This is a genomic window from Micromonospora sp. NPDC049523 (assembly GCF_040676775.1).
GTDB lineage: Bacteria > Actinomycetota > Actinomycetes > Mycobacteriales > Micromonosporaceae > Micromonospora_G.
Genome location: NZ_JBFAPP010000041.1, coordinates 18,539 through 35,296, shown reverse-complemented (window position 1 = coordinate 35,296; position 16,758 = coordinate 18,539). Strand labels below are relative to the sequence as shown.

General features: G+C 71.7%; 18 protein-coding genes. 11 read left to right on the top strand and 7 right to left on the bottom strand.

Annotated features, from left to right (window positions below):
* Nucleotides 1-118: 118 nt before the first annotated feature.
* The 3 genes from AB0J90_RS34685 to AB0J90_RS34675 form a co-directional block, all read right to left on the bottom strand.
* Entirely contained in the window at nucleotides 119-1,153 is a 1,035-nt protein-coding gene (locus AB0J90_RS34685; protein ID WP_363603320.1) for a 2-oxoacid:ferredoxin oxidoreductase subunit beta, read from the bottom strand.
* On the bottom strand, nucleotides 1,146-2,993 hold the full coding sequence (locus AB0J90_RS34680; RefSeq protein WP_363603319.1) for a 2-oxoacid:acceptor oxidoreductase subunit alpha: 1,848 nt from the start codon (nucleotides 2,991-2,993) through the stop codon (nucleotides 1,146-1,148). The genes AB0J90_RS34685 and AB0J90_RS34680 overlap by 8 nt, the downstream gene beginning before the upstream one ends.
* A gap of 289 nt (nucleotides 2,994-3,282) precedes the next feature.
* On the bottom strand, nucleotides 3,283-4,797 hold the full coding sequence (locus tag AB0J90_RS34675) for a hypothetical protein (RefSeq protein WP_363603318.1): 1,515 nt from the start codon (nucleotides 4,795-4,797) through the stop codon (nucleotides 3,283-3,285).
* Between the two features lie 171 nt (nucleotides 4,798-4,968).
* On the opposite strand from AB0J90_RS34675, the gene AB0J90_RS34670 reads away from it, so the two are divergent.
* Together AB0J90_RS34670 and ndhC are read left to right on the top strand one after the other, a co-directional pair.
* Entirely contained in the window at nucleotides 4,969-5,193 is a 225-nt protein-coding gene (locus AB0J90_RS34670) for a helix-turn-helix domain-containing protein (protein ID WP_363603317.1), read from the top strand.
* Between the two features lie 128 nt (nucleotides 5,194-5,321).
* Nucleotides 5,322-5,711: an NADH-quinone oxidoreductase subunit A gene (gene ndhC / locus AB0J90_RS34665; protein WP_363603325.1), complete on the top strand. Its 390-nt coding sequence runs from the start codon at nucleotides 5,322-5,324 to the stop codon at nucleotides 5,709-5,711.
* 48 nt (nucleotides 5,712-5,759) lie between these two features.
* Here ndhC and folP read toward each other — a convergent pair whose 3' ends face one another.
* Nucleotides 5,760-6,629, bottom strand: coding sequence for a dihydropteroate synthase (gene folP, locus AB0J90_RS34660; RefSeq protein WP_363603316.1), 870 nt, complete (start codon nucleotides 6,627-6,629; stop codon nucleotides 5,760-5,762).
* A 128-nt stretch (nucleotides 6,630-6,757) separates the two neighbouring features.
* Here folP and AB0J90_RS34655 point away from each other — a divergent pair, with 128 nt between their 5' ends.
* From AB0J90_RS34655 to AB0J90_RS34640, 4 genes are read left to right on the top strand one after another with little or no spacing between them, the layout of a single operon-like run.
* On the top strand, nucleotides 6,758-7,486 hold the full coding sequence (locus AB0J90_RS34655) for a DivIVA domain-containing protein (RefSeq protein ID WP_363603315.1): 729 nt from the start codon (nucleotides 6,758-6,760) through the stop codon (nucleotides 7,484-7,486).
* Entirely contained in the window at nucleotides 7,483-7,983 is a 501-nt protein-coding gene (locus tag AB0J90_RS34650) for an SRPBCC family protein (protein ID WP_363603314.1), read from the top strand. The genes AB0J90_RS34655 and AB0J90_RS34650 overlap by 4 nt, the downstream gene beginning before the upstream one ends.
* 56 nt (nucleotides 7,984-8,039) lie before the next feature.
* Nucleotides 8,040-8,657: a DNA-3-methyladenine glycosylase I gene (locus AB0J90_RS34645; RefSeq protein WP_363603313.1), complete on the top strand. Its 618-nt coding sequence runs from the start codon at nucleotides 8,040-8,042 to the stop codon at nucleotides 8,655-8,657.
* A 30-nt stretch (nucleotides 8,658-8,687) separates the two neighbouring features.
* Nucleotides 8,688-9,254, top strand: coding sequence for a hypothetical protein (locus tag AB0J90_RS34640; protein ID WP_363603312.1), 567 nt, complete (start codon nucleotides 8,688-8,690; stop codon nucleotides 9,252-9,254).
* A 56-nt stretch (nucleotides 9,255-9,310) separates the two neighbouring features.
* On the opposite strand, the gene AB0J90_RS34635 is transcribed toward AB0J90_RS34640, so the two are convergent.
* Together AB0J90_RS34635 and AB0J90_RS34630 are read right to left on the bottom strand one after the other, a co-directional pair.
* Complete coding sequence (locus tag AB0J90_RS34635) at nucleotides 9,311-10,102, bottom strand: enoyl-CoA hydratase-related protein (RefSeq protein WP_363603311.1); 792 nt, start codon at nucleotides 10,100-10,102, stop codon at nucleotides 9,311-9,313.
* A gap of 5 nt (nucleotides 10,103-10,107) precedes the next feature.
* Nucleotides 10,108-10,923, bottom strand: a complete 816-nt coding sequence (locus AB0J90_RS34630) for a PaaX family transcriptional regulator C-terminal domain-containing protein (protein ID WP_363603310.1) — start codon at nucleotides 10,921-10,923, stop codon at nucleotides 10,108-10,110.
* 190 nt (nucleotides 10,924-11,113) lie between these two features.
* Between AB0J90_RS34630 and AB0J90_RS34625 the strand changes: the two genes are divergently transcribed.
* The 3 genes from AB0J90_RS34625 to AB0J90_RS34615 all read left to right on the top strand — a co-directional run bounded on the left by AB0J90_RS34625 (nucleotide 11,114) and on the right by AB0J90_RS34615 (nucleotide 13,910).
* Nucleotides 11,114-11,281: a DUF3117 domain-containing protein gene (locus tag AB0J90_RS34625; protein WP_007455245.1), complete on the top strand. Its 168-nt coding sequence runs from the start codon at nucleotides 11,114-11,116 to the stop codon at nucleotides 11,279-11,281.
* A gap of 154 nt (nucleotides 11,282-11,435) precedes the next feature.
* Nucleotides 11,436-12,944: a leucyl aminopeptidase family protein gene (locus tag AB0J90_RS34620; RefSeq protein ID WP_363603309.1), complete on the top strand. Its 1,509-nt coding sequence runs from the start codon at nucleotides 11,436-11,438 to the stop codon at nucleotides 12,942-12,944.
* A 123-nt stretch (nucleotides 12,945-13,067) separates the two neighbouring features.
* On the top strand, nucleotides 13,068-13,910 hold the full coding sequence (locus tag AB0J90_RS34615; protein WP_363603308.1) for an MBL fold metallo-hydrolase: 843 nt from the start codon (nucleotides 13,068-13,070) through the stop codon (nucleotides 13,908-13,910).
* Nucleotides 13,911-13,916: 6 nt separating this feature from the next.
* On the opposite strand, the gene AB0J90_RS34610 is transcribed toward AB0J90_RS34615, so the two are convergent.
* Complete coding sequence (locus tag AB0J90_RS34610) at nucleotides 13,917-14,543, bottom strand: O-methyltransferase (RefSeq protein ID WP_363603324.1); 627 nt, start codon at nucleotides 14,541-14,543, stop codon at nucleotides 13,917-13,919.
* Nucleotides 14,544-14,794: 251 nt separating this feature from the next.
* On the opposite strand from AB0J90_RS34610, the gene AB0J90_RS34605 reads away from it, so the two are divergent.
* Together AB0J90_RS34605 and AB0J90_RS34600 are read left to right on the top strand one after the other, a co-directional pair.
* Complete coding sequence (locus tag AB0J90_RS34605; RefSeq protein WP_363603323.1) at nucleotides 14,795-16,171, top strand: trypsin-like peptidase domain-containing protein; 1,377 nt, start codon at nucleotides 14,795-14,797, stop codon at nucleotides 16,169-16,171.
* Nucleotides 16,172-16,246: 75 nt separating this feature from the next.
* Nucleotides 16,247-16,714: a preprotein translocase subunit TatB gene (locus AB0J90_RS34600; protein WP_363603307.1), complete on the top strand. Its 468-nt coding sequence runs from the start codon at nucleotides 16,247-16,249 to the stop codon at nucleotides 16,712-16,714.
* Nucleotides 16,715-16,758 lie beyond the last annotated feature (44 nt).

Below are 16,758 nucleotides of genomic sequence, written 5' to 3'. Positions count from 1 at the left end.
TTCGCGGGGCGGGTACGGGTGCTGCGCGGCGGGCTCGGCTAGCAACCGCCCTCGGGCGTACGGCAGGATCGTCGTGCACGGTTTTCCGTGCGGCCCGTCGACGTCTGCTGGGGGTGAACTACATGATCGTCCAGGTGTCGCCGCTGTTGAGCAGGCCGGCGAGCTGCTGCTCCGGCGTCTCGCTGGTGCCCGCCACGGCGGTGGCGACCTGCTCCTGCACGATGCTGTCGTAGGACGGCCGGGACACCTTCCGGAGCACCCCGATCGGGGTGTTGCGCAGGTCGAAGCCGGGCAGCCGGGAGAGCGCGAACGCGTACGCCGGCTCGGTCACCCCGGTGTCGTGCACCACGATGTCCTCGGGGCGTACGGCGGCGGTTTCGCGGACCTCCAGCCCGAAGCCGCCCGGCGTCTGTACGACGCAGAACTGTCCCTGCGCGCCGAACGTGATCGGCTGACCGTGCTCCAGTCGGATCAGGTAGTCGTCACGCGTGCCCGGCTCCTTGAGCTGGTCGAACGCGCCGTCGTTGAAGATGTTGCAGTTCTGGTAGATCTCCACGAACGCCGAGCCCTGGTGCTCGGCCGCGGCCCGGAGCACCGACTGGAGGTGCTTGCGGTCGGAGTCGATGGTGCGGGCGACGAAGGTCGCCTCCGCACCGAGCGCCAGCGACAGCGGGTTGAACGGCGAGTCCGCCGAGCCGACCGGAGTCGACTTGGTGATCTTGCCGACCTCCGAGGTGGGAGAATACTGACCCTTGGTCAGGCCGTAGATCCGGTTGTTGAACAGCAGGATCTTCAGGTTGACGTTGCGCCGCAGCGCGTGGATCAGGTGGTTGCCGCCGATGGAGAGGGCGTCGCCGTCACCGGTGACCACCCAGACCGACAGGTCCGGCCGGGAAACCGACAGGCCGGTCGCGATCGCCGGGGCCCGCCCGTGGATCGAGTGCATCCCGTACGTGTTCATGTAGTACGGGAAGCGGGACGAGCAGCCGATGCCGGAGACGAACACGGTCCGCTCGCGCGGGATCTGCAACTCCGGCATGAACTGCTGGATCGCGGCCAGGATCGCGTAGTCACCGCAGCCGGGGCACCAGCGCACCTCCTGATCGGACTTGAAGTCCTTGGCGGTGAGCTTGAGGGCGAGGGGCTCAGGCATTTTTCACTACCTCTTCCAGCATGGACTCCAGCTCGGCGGCGGTGAACGGCAGCCCCCGGACCTGGTTGTAGCTGATCGCGTCGACCAGGAAGCGGGCCCGGATCACGTGCGCGAGCTGACCGAGGTTCATCTCCGGGATGACCACCCGGTCGTACGCCTTCAGCACCTCGCCGAGGTTGGCCGGCATCGGCGACAGGTGGCGCAGGTGCGCCTGGGCCACCGAAAGGCCCTTCTGCCGCAGCGCGCGGCAGGCCGCGCCGATCGGGCCGTAGGTCGAACCCCAGCCGAGGACGAGCACCCGGGCGTCACCGTCGGAGTCCTCCACCTCGAGGTCCGGCACCGGGATGGCCTCGATCCGCGCCGCCCGGGTACGCACCATGAAGTCGTGGTTCGCCGGGTCGTACGAGATGTCACCGGTCTTGTCGGCCTTCTCCAGACCGCCGATCCGGTGCTCCAGGCCCGGCGTGCCGGGGATCGCCCACGGTCGGGCCAGCGTCACCGGGTCGCGCAGGTACGGCAGGAACGTGGTGCCGTCCTCGCCGTTGGGTGTGGTGGCGAAGTCGACCTGGAGGTCGGGCAGGGAGTCGACCTCGGGCAGCAGCCACGGCTCGGAGCCGTTGGCGACGTAGTTGTCCGAGAGCAGGATCACCGGCGTGCGGTACGTCAGCGCGATCCTGGCCGCCTCGATCGCGGCGTGGAAGCAGTCCGACGGGGACCTCGGGGCGATCACCGCGACCGGCGCCTCGCCGTGCCGGCCGTACAGCGCCATGTTCAGGTCGGCCTGCTCGGTCTTGGTCGGCATACCCGTTGACGGCCCGGCCCGCTGCACGTCGACGATCACCAGCGGCAGTTCCAGCGCCACCGCGAGCGAGATCGTCTCGCCCTTGAGGGCGACACCCGGGCCGCTGGTGGTGGTCACGCCGAGGGCGCCGCCGTAGGAGGCGCCCAGGGCCGCGCCGATCGCCGCGATCTCGTCTTCGGCCTGCACCGTCGTCACGCCGAACCGCTTGTGCTTGCTCAGCTCGTGCAGGATGTCCGAGGCCGGGGTGATCGGGTACGCGCCGAGGAAGACCGGCAGCTTCGCCCGTACGCCAGCGGCCACCAGGCCGAGCGAGAGCGCCGCGTTGCCGGTGATGTTGCGGTACGTGCCCGGGTCCATCTTGGCCGGCTTGACCTCGTACCGGACGCCGAAGTCCTCGGTGGTCTCGCCGAAGTTCCAGCCGGCCTTGAAGGCGGCGGTGTTCGCCGCGATCAGCTCGGGCCGCTTGGCGAACTTGCGTTCGAGGAACCGGATCGTGGACGCGTACGGCCGGGAGTACATCCAGGAGAGCAGGCCGAGGGCGAACATGTTCTTGGCCCGCTCGGCGTCCTTCTTGGCGACGTTCAGCTCGGCGAGCGCCCCGATGGTCATCGAGGTCAGCGCGACCGGGTGCAGCGCGTAGCCGTCCAGGGAGCCGTCTTCGAGCGGGCTGACCGTGTAGCCGACCTTGGCCAGGTTGCGCTTCGTGAACTCGTCGGTGTTGACGATGATGTCCGCGCCGCGCGGCAGGTCGGTGAGGTTCGCCTTGAGTGCCGCCGGGTTCATCGCGACCAGGACGTTGGGCGCGTCACCCGGGGTGAGGATGTCGTAGTCGGCGAAGTGCACCTGGAAGCTGGACACGCCGGGCAGGGTGCCGGCGGGTGCCCGGATCTCGGCCGGGAAGTTCGGCAGGGTGGAGATGTCGTTGCCGAGCTGCGCGGTTTCCGAGGTGAAGCGGTCGCCGGTGAGCTGCATCCCGTCGCCGGAGTCGCCGGCGAACCGGATCACCACCCGATCCAGTTGACGGACCTGCTTGGTCACGTGACCTCCTGTCGCCGGCGGCGGTTCGTACGCCAAATGGTCTGTCCCCGCCTGTCTCTCAACCGAGAGCCTACGTCGGACCCTTAGGTAAACCTTCCCCCAGGTCCGCCGGATGGGAAGGGCAAGAAAGTGCATTTGCCGGCATTTGCCGGGTCAAACTCGATCGACGTAACCCAGATCACTGGGGTTCGGGTCCGGTTCCCGATCCATCATCGCCCGAAGCCCGCGGCCCACGCCGCTGATTGCCGAGCCGAAGAGCAAGTCCGCACGATCGCGATATCCGCCCCGGTCAGGGGGTGTGCCGCCGTAGCGTCACGGCCGCCAGCGTGAGCGCCAGCACCACCAGCAGCCCGGAAACCACTATCAGTCCGATCGCGGTCCGCTGCGTGCCGGTCAGGCCGTCGTCGGGGCGTGAGACGGGTCGCACCACCGGCAGCAGCCCCTGGGAGCCGGCCGGCGCCACGCCGGCTGCCGTGGTGGTCGAGCTGGCCGCGACCGCGTTGATCCGGAAGCTCATCTGCATCCGGCCGGTCCGGCCGTGCGCCGGGGCGAGGGTGCCGATGACGGCGCCGGACAGTGGTGCCATCCGCTGTGCGTCCGGGGTGGCGTCCACCGGCAGCCGGGCGGTGGCCGTCTGCCCGGCCCGGACGGGGCCGAGGTCGCAGGCGACCCGCCGGCTACCGGCCGGTCCCGCGCCGCTCGGGCCGGGGCTGGTCGGGTCGGTACCGGCCGGTGCCGGAGCGCTCGGCGAGGGGGCGGTGGACCGGCAGCCGGACGGCGGGGTCGGCACGGTGACGCCGGCCGGCAGCACGACCTCCACGGTGCCCGCCGCGTCGGCCGCTCCGGTGTTGCCGAGTCGGACCACCAGCGTCGTCTGCCGCCCGGTCACGTCGAAGTTGACCTCGTCGGCGCCGAGCGTCACCCCGGCTGACGGCGGGCCGGGTGGGAAGAGGACCGCGAAGCCCTCCTCGTCGGTCACCGCGGCCATCGCCGGTCGCGCCGGGTCGGTGGCGCTGACCTGGACCGAGCCGTCCAGCGGCATCCGCTGCCAGGCGTCGGCCGCGACCGAGACCCGGATCCGGGCGGTGAATCGGGCACCCGCCGCGGCGGTCCAGGCCCCGCACCGGTACGTCCCGGGCCCGGCGACCGCGCAGCCCTGGGTGCCGGCGTCGGTGACGCCCTCGGGCAGCGCGTACCGCATCCGGACGAGCTGCGGTACGTCACCGGTGTTCGTCACGGTTACCGGCAGTTCCGCGGTGGTGCTCCGGGCACCCCAGTAGGCGCTGGTGAGGACGATGTCGCCGGTGGTCACGCTGACGCCGAACGATGGTTGGCCCGGTCGCGACGGTGGCCTGGGCAGGGTTCTGGGCGGTACCGGGAAGGCCGGGGTGGGGGCGGGACCGCCGGTCGAGGGCGGGTCGTCCGGCGGGGACGGCTCGGTCGGCGCGACCGTGGTCGGCCCGTCGGTCGGTGTCTCGGTGGCCGGCGCGGAGGGCGGGGTGGCCGTCGGCTGCTCGGTTTCCGGGGGCTGGCTCGGCTCCGGGTCCTCCGGGGTGGTCCCTCCGCCGCCGGGCTCCTCCGATTCGGGCACCGTCCGCGTGGTGGCGGCGGCCGGCCGGCCCGGGTCGGCGGCGGTGATCACGGCGAGTCCCGCGGCGGTGAGCGCGACGAGCGCGGCGACGGCAAGCGCGGCGTTCGCGAACACCCCGCCCGAGCTACGGGTACGGGCACCGGGGCGGCGACCGACCCGGCCGTGGGTGTGCGGGTGCGCGTGAGTACGTGGTCCGAACTCGACGCCTGCCATCCAGCCCTCCGGTGGTGCCGCTTGGTCAGCCTCATTATTCGGCGTCGCCGGGCCGGGTACGGCGACTCCACACGGAACAAATCAGTAACGGGCGGGTACCGCCGTCAGCATTTGTTGACGATCCGACCTCCGTCAACGTATGTTGACGATAAGGATGAGGAGGCTGCCGTCATGCCACTGGTCGCACAACACTCCGACGACGACCCGAGGAGGGCCCTGCGCGCCGCCGGAGAGCTGCGCCGCAGCGCCGAGCGGGCCGAGGCGCCACAGGTGCGGCGGGCCCGCAACGCCGGCCTGAACTGGCCCCAGATCGCCCTCGCGCTCGGCGTCACCCACCGCGAGGTCCGCCGCAGGTACGCCACCCACTGCCGGCTGCTGTCCGCCGGTCGCCCCTGACCACCGGGCTCCACGCTCTGCCGCTGACCACCGGGCTCCACGCTCTGCCGCTGACCACCGGGCTCCACGCTCTGCCGCTGACCACCGGGCTCCACGCTCGGCCCTGACCGGGCGCCGGTACGGGTAGGCTGCCGCGCATGAGCGGCTATCTCGGCTCGTACGCGACGCTCGGGCTCCTGTTGCTCGCCAGCGTCCTGGTTTTCGTCGGCGCGTTCTCGGCGAACCGGCTGCTCCGGCCGGCTCACCCGGCCGATCCGCCGGGCAAGCGGGCCACCTACGAGAGCGGGGTCGACCCGGTCGGCAGCGGCTGGGCCCAGGTCCAGATCCGCTACTACGTCTACGCCTACCTCTACGTGCTCTTCGCGGTAGAGGCGGTTTTCCTCTTCCCCTGGGCGGTCGTGTTCGACCGGCCCGGCTTCGGCCTGGTCACCGTCGTCGAGATGGCGATCTTCGTGGCCGTACTGGCGCTGGGCATCCTCTACGCCTGGCGCAAGAACATCCTCCGCTGGTCGGACTGAGGCGTAGCCGAGGGCCGGGCCGACGGAGGTGTAGCCGAGGGCCGGGGCTCAGGCCAAGCCGCGACGGGAGAGCGCGGGCGGGCGGTCACCCCGGATCGAGGCGACCATGTCGAGCGCCCGGCGGGTCTGGCGTACCTGGTGCGCCCGGAAGACCCGCGCGCCCAGCCAGGCGGAGACCGTGGTTGCCGCGAGCGTGCCCTCCAGCCGCTCGTCGACCGGCACGTCCAGCGTCTCGCCGACGAAGTCCTTGTTCGACAGGGCCACCAACACCGGCCAGCCGGTCGCGGTCAGCTCGTCGAGCCGACGGGTGATCTCCAGCGAGTGCCGGGTGTTCTTGCCGAAGTCGTGCGCCGGGTCGATCAGGATCCCGTCGGGTCGTACCCCGAGGGCGACCGCGCGCTCGGCGAGGCCGGTCACCGTCGACACGACGTCGGCCACCACGTCGTCGAAGGCCGCCCGGTGCGGCCGGGTACGCGGACTGAGCCCACCGGCGTGCGAGCAGACCAGCCCCGTGCCGGTGTCGGCGGCGACCTGCGCCAGTGCCGGGTCGGCACCGGACCAGGTGTCGTTGAGCAGGTCTGCACCGGCGGCCACCGCCTCGACGGCGACCTCGGCCCGCCAGGTGTCGATCGAGATCACCACGTCCGGGAACTCGGCCCGTACGGCGGCGATGGTGGCCACCGTGCGGCGGATCTCCTCGGCCACCCCGACCTCCGCCCCGGGGCCGGCCTTGACACCACCGATATCGATGATCTGCGCTCCCTCGACGAGCGCCCGCTCCACCGCACGCAGGGCGGCGTCCGCGGCGAACGTCGCGCCCCGATCGAAGAACGAGTCCGGCGTACGGTTCACGATCGCCATCACGGCCAGGTCACCGGGGGCGAAGGTCTGCGTACCCAGCCGTAACGTCCGACCCATCCGGAACCTCCCTCGAAGCCGACCACCGACGGTCCCGACGCTAACCGGCCGCCGACGAGGGCGGTGCGACGGGAGTCCGGCGGGGTGGCGGGGTCGCCCGGCCGGGTCGGGCGTGACACGATTCTTCTATGGGTCAGTTTCTCCTCCTCCTGGTTGTGGCGTTGACCGCCGCCGCGGTCGTCTTCGGCGTGACCGTGCTGTTGACCGGCACCGATCCCGGTCTGGCGCCGGCCGAGCCGGACGGTCGCGCGGTGCCGCTGCCGGCCAGCCGTCCATTGGCGGAGTCCGATGTCAGCGACGTGCGGTTCGACACCGCGCTGCGCGGGTACCGGATGAGCCAGGTCGACCAGGCGTTCGCGCGGGCGGCCTACGACATCGGTTACAAGGACGAGCTGATCGGCGTGCTGGAGGCGGAGGTGGAGGCGTTGCGCGAGGGTCGCGGTGCGGACGCCGACGAGCTGCGCCGTGCCCGGGTGGCGGCGCTCGCGACCGCCGCCGGGGGAGCGGCCGCGCAGAACGGCTCGCCGGTCCACCGGCCCGAGGTCGGCGACCCGGTCAGTGTCACCCCGGCTGCCGACCCGACCCATATTGACTCCGCCACCGCCGACCCGACCCATACCGATTCCGCCACCGCCGACCTGGGCACCGCCGACTCGGACACTGCGCCGGCCGGCTTGGGCACCGTCCCGGCCGACTCCGGCAACGCACCGGCCCGGTCCGACACCGCACCCACGCAGACCGATGCGGCCACGGCCGAGACCGACTCCGACAGTGGAGCGGTTCGGGACGTGGCGAAGGAGGACGCGGGGACGCGGGCGGAGAGCGCCGGTCCCGCGCTCCGGTCGGAGCGCGGGTGAGCGGGGCCACCGGCCCGGAAGCCTTCGACGATGCCGTACGGCAGCCGGGTGCCGGTGAGGTCACCGCGACGGTGATCGTGCGGGCGCCCGCGGCGACGGTGTTCGCCGGTTTCACCGCGTGGGAACGCCAGGGCGACTGGATCCCGTTCACCCGGGTCCGGGTGGTCGAGGGCGACGGTGGCGAGGGCAGCATGATCGAGGCGGTGACCACTGTCGGTCCGGCCGTGCTCCGCGATGAGATGCGGGTGATCCGCGTGGACGCGCCGTACGAGCTGCGGGTTCTGCACTGTGGACGGTTGCTGCGCGGCCCCGGGGTGCTGCGCTGCACCCCGATGGACCGCGAGCGGACCCAGGTGGTCTGGCACGAGTGGTTCCACCTGCCCGGCGGTACGGTCGGCCGGTGGGCCTGGCCGGTGCTCTGGCCCGGCTCGAAGCTCAGCCTCGGCCAGGCGCTGAAGCGGTTCGCCCGGCTGGTCGAGAGCGGGCAGTTGCCCTGATCACGGCCCTGCCGGCGGGTTAGCACCGGCCGGCGTCCTGACCTACCGTAGTGACCGTGACGGATCTGGTGATCGGCGCGGACGGGCTGGCCCGGTGCGGCTGGGGCGCGAGCACGCCGGACTATGCGACATATCACGACCAGGAGTGGGGGCGGCCACTGCGCGGCGACGACGCCCTCTTCGAGCGGCTCACCCTGGAGGCGTTCCAGTCCGGGCTCTCCTGGCTGACCATCCTGCGCAAGCGCGAGGCCTTCCGGGTGGCGTTCGACCGGTTCCACCTGGAAACCGTCGCCGGCTACGACGAGTCGGACGTCCAGCGCCTGCTGGTAAATGCCGGAATTGTCCGTAACCGTAGCAAGATCGAGGCAGCCGTCAACAACGCCCGCGCCGCCCTCGACCTGCCCGACGGGCTCTCCGCCCTGCTCTGGAGCTTCGCGAAGACCGGGCAGCGGGCCGAACCACTCACCTTCGCCGACGTGCCCGCGCGTACGCCGGAGTCGACCGCCCTGGCCAAGACGCTCAAGCAGCGGGGCTTCCGGTTCGTCGGCCCGACCACGGCGTACGCGCTGATGCAGGCAACCGGAATGGTCGACGACCACCTGGTCGGCTGCCACGCCCGGCGGACGAACCCCACCGGTCGTTCCGAGCCGCCGGTAGCGGCCGTGATGGGATAGACCCATGGGTCAGCGGAACGAGGCTCGGGCATGAGCGCCTGGGCGGTGGTCATCAGCGACGAGCGGTACGAGGCGGAGCGGCTCTACCACCACGACAGCGTGGAGTTCACCGGGCTGGAGGGCGGGCACCGACCCGCCAACGGCGACCCGGTGCTGGTGCTGCGCGACGGCGGCAGCCCGCTCCTGGTGGCGTTGGGCCGGGTGACCCCGTACGGGGTCGAGCAGGACCGGGACCCCGACGGTGAGGGCCCCGGCGCGCTGGTGGTGACGTACACCCGACGGGTTTTCGACGCGCCGGCCGAGGTCGACCAGCTCACCCTCGACGGACCCCTGACCCCGGTCGACCCGGCCACCTACCGGGCGCTGGCCGACCGGGTCGGGCCGCCGCGCGACCGGAGCACCTGGCTGGTCAGCCTGGACCTGCCGATCGAGGCCGCGTCACCGGCCGAGGCCGTCGCACTCTTCTGGTCCTACGTGCGCGACCTCGGGCCACAGGAGCTGCCGACGTTCGTCTCGCCCGCCGGGAACGAGCTGGCCATGCAGGCGTTCGTGCTCGGCGTCGAGGCCAACCAGGACCCGGAAGAGGACGACGACTGACACCGGCTCGACCCGGTGGCGGTGTCCCCGGCAGGCCGGGCACCGGGAAGACCGGCTCAGCGGCCGACGAAAACCGGTCGCTGCTTGTCGACGAAGGCGGCGGTGGCGGCCCGGTGGTCCTCGGTGGCACCACAGATCGCCTGCGCCTGGGCTTCGGCCGCGAGAGCCTCGGAGAGCGTGCCGGCGTCACCGACGGAGAGCTGCCGCTTGATCGCGCCGTACGCCACGGTCGGGCCGGCGGCGAGTCGGGCGGCCAGCGCCTGCGCCGCCGGCAGTACGTCGTCGTCGTCCGCCACGAGCTGGGTGAGCAGACCGAGTCGGTCGGCCTCGGCGGCAGACACGGGCTCGGCGAGCATCAGCAGTTCGACCGCCTTGGCGTGCCCCACGAGACGGGGCAGCGACCAGGAGGCACCGGTGTCGGCGGCCAGGCCGACGTTGGCGAAGGCCATCAGGAAGCTGGTCTTGGGCCCGCCGATCCGGAAATCGGAGAGGAACGCCAGCGACGCGCCGGCCCCCGCGGCCATGCCCCGCACCGCGGCGACCACCGGCTTGGGCAGGTTGCCCAGCCGGGCCGCGATCGGGTTGTAGTGCGCCCGTACGGTGCCCAGCGGGTCGGCCCGGCCGGTGCGCAGGGTCTCGACGTGCTCGCGCAGATCCTGACCGGTGCAGAAGGCCCGGCCGGCGCCGGCGAGCACCACCGCGCGGCAGGAGCGGTCGGTCTCCAACTCGGCCAGGGTGTCGCGCAACGCGACCTTGAGCGCGACGTTGAGCGAGTTCATCGCCTCGGGGCGGTTGAGGGTCAGGGTGACGACTGCGTCGGCACGCTCGATGAGCAACGGCTCGGTCACGATTTCTACGGGCCCTTCTGTCGGGGAACCTTGCTGACGTCGAGGCAGTGCTCGACGTATCGGTCGGCGGCGGGACGCAGGCGGGCCGCATGCCGGTCGAAAAAGGCGGCCGCGCTGGTGCCGGGCCACCGTTCCGGCAGCAGCGCCGGTGGCAACTGCGGATCTCGGAAGAGGAAGGTACGCCAGGCGTGCACCAGGCGGAAGCGGGCCGCGTACGCGTCCTCGTCACTGCTGCGTACGGTCACCGCGCCGACCAGGGCGCGCTGTTCGGCGATGAACCCCTCGTAGGCCCGGCCGATCTCGTCGAGGTCCCAGGCCCGGCGGACCAGGCCCATCGCCCCTGGCGTGCCGGCGGCGTGCGCGGCGGAGAATCGCTCGTAACGCACGCCGGCCTCGCTGAGCACCCCGTCCACCTCCTCGCCGGTGCGGGTGGCGACCCAGGTCTGCTCGTCGATCATGCCGTAGCCGAGAAAGGCCAGGCTGGTGTCGAGCCGCTGGCGGTCCCGGCGGGCCGGCGGAGGTTGCAGCACGATGAGGTCGAACCGGCCATCCCAGCCGATCTTGCCGGTACGGTAGATTCGAGCAGCTGCCTCGTCCAACCGGCGGGCGGCTTTCGGGCTCAACAGATAACCAGGTCCGCTGCTCAGGCGGGCCGGATAGAGCCAGCCCTGACGGACCATGCGGGAGACCGCAGTCCGTACCGCCGGTGGCGCGATCCCCAGCGGTGCGAGAAGCTTGACCAGGGCGGCGACCGGCGCACGGCCACCTCGGCCGCGCAGATAGTCGCCGTACAGGTCGAAGAGTGCCGACCGTGCCTGCATGACCGCACATTGTGACAGCCCTTCGCAAGATATGCTAGACGCTGTTACAGCGTTGCTGGTTCGGTTTGGGTCCGGCGGTGTTCATCAGGGAAAATCGTGGGTCGGCACCGCGGGCCGTGAGCGCGGGTATGTCGACGAAGTGGATGTGGGGCAACCCACCGACCCTGGTGAAGGTCTGAGGGGAGACAACATGGCGGCGATGAAGCCGCGGACGGGCGACGGTCCGCTGGAAGTCACCAAGGAGGGCCGGGGCATCGTCATGCGGGTTCCGCTGGAGGGTGGTGGCCGGCTCGTCGTCGAGATGACTCCTGACGAGGCCAACGCGCTCGGTGACGCGCTGAAGGCCGCCGCGGGCTAAGTGATCACGAAGGTCCGGGCGCGCCGCGTGCCCGGACCTTCGTCCGTGCTGGGCCACCGGTGACTTCGGTGGCCCAGCACGTTACCCGGCCCCGAGTGCGGTGAAGCCGCGTCGGCGGCCTGCTCGTCCCACGATCTCTGGAGGTACGGTCGGCGTGCTGACCATCCGTCTCGTCGCCGATCCCACCGGGTTCGACGCCCTCGTCCTACCCGTCCGCCCCGTCGAAGCGACCACGCCCGACCAGGGCCGGAGCACCGGGGAACCCGACCGCGACGAGCGTCCGGTCGCCGAACTCCCGCCGATCGCGCCGGCCCTGCCGGAAGAGCTGCTGGCCGAGGCCACCGCGCTGCTGCCACTGGTCGAACAGACCGGTTCGGCGGGCACCACCCACCTGGCGGCCCGGGCGCTGCGCCAGCCCAGCCGGCTGCTGCTGGTCGGCGTCGGAGCCGGCGACGAGGCCGGTTGGCGGGCCGCCGGAGCGGCGATCACCCGTAGCACTCGTGAGACTTCGATCACTATAGCGATGCCGGCCGATGTCACCCCGGAGGCCGTACGCGGACTGGCCGAGGGGCTGTGGCTGGCGTCGTACCGGTTCCGGCTGGCCCAGGCGACCGAGCCGGCCGGCCTCACCGAGGTGCTGATCGCGGTCGCCGATCCGGCCGCCCACGAACCGGCCCTCGAACTGGCCAGGGTGACCGCCCGGACCACCCGGTTCGCCCGCGACCTGATCAACACCCCGTCCTCGACGAAGTCGCCGCAATGGCTCGCCGACCAGATCGTCGCCGCCGCGGCCGAGCACCCCGGCCTGACCGTCGGAGTGCGGGAACCCGAACAACTCGCCGACGAGGGCTTCGGCGGCATCCTGGCCGTCGGCGGCGGTTCCGCGACCGGCCCGCGTCTGGTCGAACTGAGCTGGCACCCGGCCGGCGCGAGCACCCACGTGGTGCTGGTCGGCAAGGGCATCACCTTCGACACCGGCGGCATCTCGATCAAGCCGCGCGAGGCGATGAAGCTGATGCGCAAGGACATGGCCGGCGCCGCCGCCATCGTCGCCGCCACCCTCGGGGCCGCCGAACTGCGACTACCGGTACGGATCACCGCGCTCGCCCCGCTCGCCGAGAACATGGTCAGCGGCTCGGCCTTCCGCCCCGGTGACGTGATCCGCCACTACGGTGGCCTGACCAGCGAGACCACCAACTCCGACGCAGAAGGCCGGCTGGTGCTCGCCGACGCGCTCGCGTACGCGGTCGAGCAACTCGCCCCGGACCTGCTGATCGACATCGCCACGCTCACCGGCGCCAACGCGGTGGCGCTCGGCAAGCGTCACGCCGCCCTCTACAGCGAGAACGACGAGCTGGCCGAGGCGCTGATCGGCGCCGGTCGTACGGCCGGCGAACTCGCCTGGCGGATGCCGCTGCCCAACGACTACGTCGAGTACCTCGGCAGCGACATCGCCGACCTGTACAGCGCCCCGGCCAGCGGCGCCGGATCGGTGACCGCCGCGCTCTACCTGCGCGAGTTCACCGGCCCGCTGCGCGACCGCTGGGTGCACGTCGACATGTCCGCCCCCTCCTGGGCGGAGGGCAACGACGGCCCGGTGACCAAGGGCGCCACCGGCTACGGCGTCCGTACGCTGCTGCGCTGGCTGGGCGACCTGGGGTAGCCCCCCGCCGCTCGGGTGGGGGTGTGATCCGTTGTTACGCCACGAGGGACGTGTCCCGGATGGTTACGTGTTGGCCTGGGACGGCTTCATGCCGTAGGTACGCCGACACCGTGAGGACGTGACATGGCTTCGCTCAGCTACTCCACGTACGTCGCGCCGCCCAAGCCGGCGGTCTCCGACGACCTGCCGCCCGGCGACACGCAGGAGATGTGGTCCCCGACCACCTGCACCCTCATCTCGGGCGAGCGCGACGCGGTGCTGGTCGACGCCCTGCTCACCGCGGACGAGGCGAGCGGACTGGCCGACTGGATCGCCGCCAGCGGCAAGAACCTGACCACGATCTTCATCACCCACGGTCACGGCGACCACTTCTTCGGTACGTCGGTGGTGCTGGACCGTTTTCCGGCGGCGAAGGTCGTGGCGGCCGCGCACGTGGTGGAGCGGATGCGCCAGCAACTGGGCCCGAAGTGGCTCGACGGCATCTGGCGGGTCCAGTTCCCCGGCCAGCTTTCCGAGCGTCTGGTGGTCGCCGAACCGCTGGCCGACCACACCCTGGACCTGGAGGGCGAGCGGCTGGTGGTGGTCGAACTCGGCCACAGCGACACGGACGACACCACCGCGCTGTACGTACCGTCCCTCGGGCTGGTGGTCGCTGGCGACTCCGTCTACAACGACGTCCACCTCTACCTCGGCGAGGCGGGCAACGGAGGCATCGGCGCATGGCTGGCGGCCCTGGACACCGTCGAGGCGTTGAAGCCCACCGCGGTGGTCGCCGGACACAAACGCGACGGCACCGACGACGGGCCGCACATCATCGAGGAGACTCGGGCTTACCTGCGCGACTTCGAGGCCGGGATGGGACGGACGAACAGCACGCTGGAGCTGTACGACTACATGCTCGCGTTGTACCCCGACCGGGTGAACCGGGGCGTGCTGTGGAACTCGGCGCGGGCCGTCAAGGGCTGAGCCCGGTCATCCCCGCTTGATCGCCGCCAGCAGACCCTCGCCGGCCGGGAGCAGGGCCGGGATCCAGTCCTCGGACTCGCGTACGGCCTTGACGATCTCGCGTACGGTCACCGTGGTCAGGTCGCGGGCCGCCGGGTCGCCGATCCGGCCACCGGCCAACGCCCCGTGCAGCACGAGTGCGCCGCCGGGGCGCAGCAACCGCAGGGCGGCCTCGACACAGGCGCTGTACTCGGTGGCGTCGGCGTCTGCGAAGACCAGGTCGTACACCCCGTCGGCCAGCCGCGGCAGCACGTCCAGCGCCCGGCCGGTGATGATCCGGGTACGCCCGGCCGGGAAGCCCGCCTCCTGGAAGATCCGCCGGGCGATGCGCTGGTGCTCGGCCTCCACGTCGATCGTGGTCAGCACGCCGTCGGGACGCATCCCGCGCAGCAGCCAGAGCCCACTCACACCCGTGCCGGTGCCGATCTCGACCACCGAACGCGCGCTGCCGGCGGCGGCCAGCAGCCGCAGGGTCGCACCGGCACCGGGCGTGATGGCCGGCAGACCGACCTCCCGCGCCAGGCTGCGCGCGGTCTGCAGGACCAGGTCCTCGGCGACGTACGCCTCGGCGAACTGGAGTGCCTGGGCGGTCATCGGGGTGACTGACCGGGCGACCATGGCGATGGCGTACCTCCGGAGAACGATGAGGGGTGGACGGGGGCATAGCGCTATGAGCCTAAGGGCGTTGGTACGTGATCGACAGTCGTCCCACCTGTTCCCCGTCCATGCCGGACCCAACCGCTGAATGCTCTTCGGCTATCCGTGCAATCCTGGAGGCGGAACCCGTACGCCCCGACCGGAGAGCGGCTCACGCCGTGTGGTCGGCGAACGCTTTCCGGGACGGACTGGGAGGGCATGTGACCGACGGCTGGAACTGGCGCCAGCCCGACGGGACCCCGACGACGGCAGCTGTGCCGCCGACGGTGGGCCCGCCGGTGGCTGTACCAGCGGGACCTGGTGGTGTCGGGGGCGGGCTGCCCGCCGTACCGGGTGGTGTCGGCGGCCCGGCGCCGTCGGCCTGGTGGTCCGACGCGATGGCCGACCCGTGGCGGGATCCGCAGACCCACACCGCGGTGGTGGTGCAGGCACCGCCGCTCGCGCCGAGTGCGCTGCCGGAGTTGGTCAGCGACCCGGACGCACCGCGCCAGCGGGGGACCGGTCCGGTCTTCCGGGTCGCGCTGGTCGCCGCCCTGCTGGCCGGCACGCTCGGCGGCACGCTGGGGTACGTGTTCGCGTCCCGTGCCGGCGTCGGCGGGGGTGGGACCACGGTGCTCGGCCGCCAGGGCAACGAGGCGCCGGCCGCCGCGCAGCGCAAGCCGGAGACGTTGGCGGGGGTGGCCGAGCGGCTGGCGCCGAGCGTGGTGACCGTACGGGTCAACGGCAGCGTCGGTTCGAGCGTGGGTTCCGGCTTCGTCGCGTCCACCGACGGGTACGTGATCACCAACGATCACGTGGTCGAGGGGAGCAACGGACGCGCGACGGTGGTCTTCAACGACGGGTCCACCACGGCCGCGACGGTGGTGGGCACCGACCCGGAGTCGGACCTCGCGGTGATCAAGGTGTCCCGGCCGGGTCTGGTGCCGGTCGAGTTCGGTGACTCGGACTCGATCGCGGTCGGTGACCCGGTGCTGGCCTTCGGTACGCCGCTGGCCCTGGCGAACACCGTGACGGCGGGGATAGTCAGCGCCCTGGACCGGACGATCAGCGCCGGTGAGCCGGGCGGGCAGGTGCGGTACTACGCGGCGATCCAGACCGACGCGGCGGTCAACCAGGGCAACTCCGGTGGGCCGCTGGTCGACGGCGCGGGCCGGGTGATCGGCGTGAACTCGGTGATCAAGTCGCTGGCGGTGGACGACTCGGCGGCCGGCAACATCGGTCTCGCCTTCGCGATCCCGATCAACCAGGCCAAGCGGGTCGCCCAGGAGATCATCGACACCGGCAAGGCGCGTCGTACGGTGATCGGCGCCCAGGTCAGCGGCGCCGGGGTCGGCGCGGAGGGCGGCGTACGCGTGGCCGCGGTGGATCCGGCCGGGCCGGCTGCCGGCGCCGGACTGCGTACCGGTGACGTGCTGCTCCGGCTGGACGGCCGGGTCCTGGAAGAACCAACTGATTTGATCGCGTTGGTCCGGAAATACGCGCCCGGATCGGTGGTGACCGTGGAGTACCGGCGCGGCACGGATCGGCAGAAGGCGTCAGTGACACTTGCCGCAGATGCGAAGTAGCCGGTCCGCACCCCCTCCCGCATCCGCCCCCGGCGTGCGTAGTCTTGCCCTGGACCGGTACGAGGAGGCGGCGAGGTGTTCGAAAACCTGAACTGGTGGGAGATCGGCGCGCTGCTGCTCCTAGCGCTGCTGATCTTCGGTGACAAGCTGCCCACGGTGATCAACGACGGCCTGCGGCTGCTGCGCAACCTGCGCCGGATGGCCACCAACGCGACCGGTGACCTGAGTCGCGAGTTGGGCACCGACATCCAACTCGAAGACCTGCACCCGAAGGCGTTCATCCGCAAGCACCTGCTCAGCGAGGACGACGAGGCGGCGCTGCGCAAGCCGTTGCAGGGGCTCTACGACACGGTGAAGTCCGACCTCAGCGGCGTACACGACGAGCTGAAGGACGTAGCCGCCGCGACCGACCTGCGCAACGGCGGCCGTACGGCGAGCGTCGCCAGCGGCGGCTCAGAGGCGACCTCGGGTGCGGTCAACGGTGCCGCGCCCGCCCCGGCGGTCACCCCGCAGGCGCGGTCGTACGACGACGACGCCACCTGAGCCGAACGAACGGTCGTCCCGCCTCCGGGGCGCGGACCACCCGA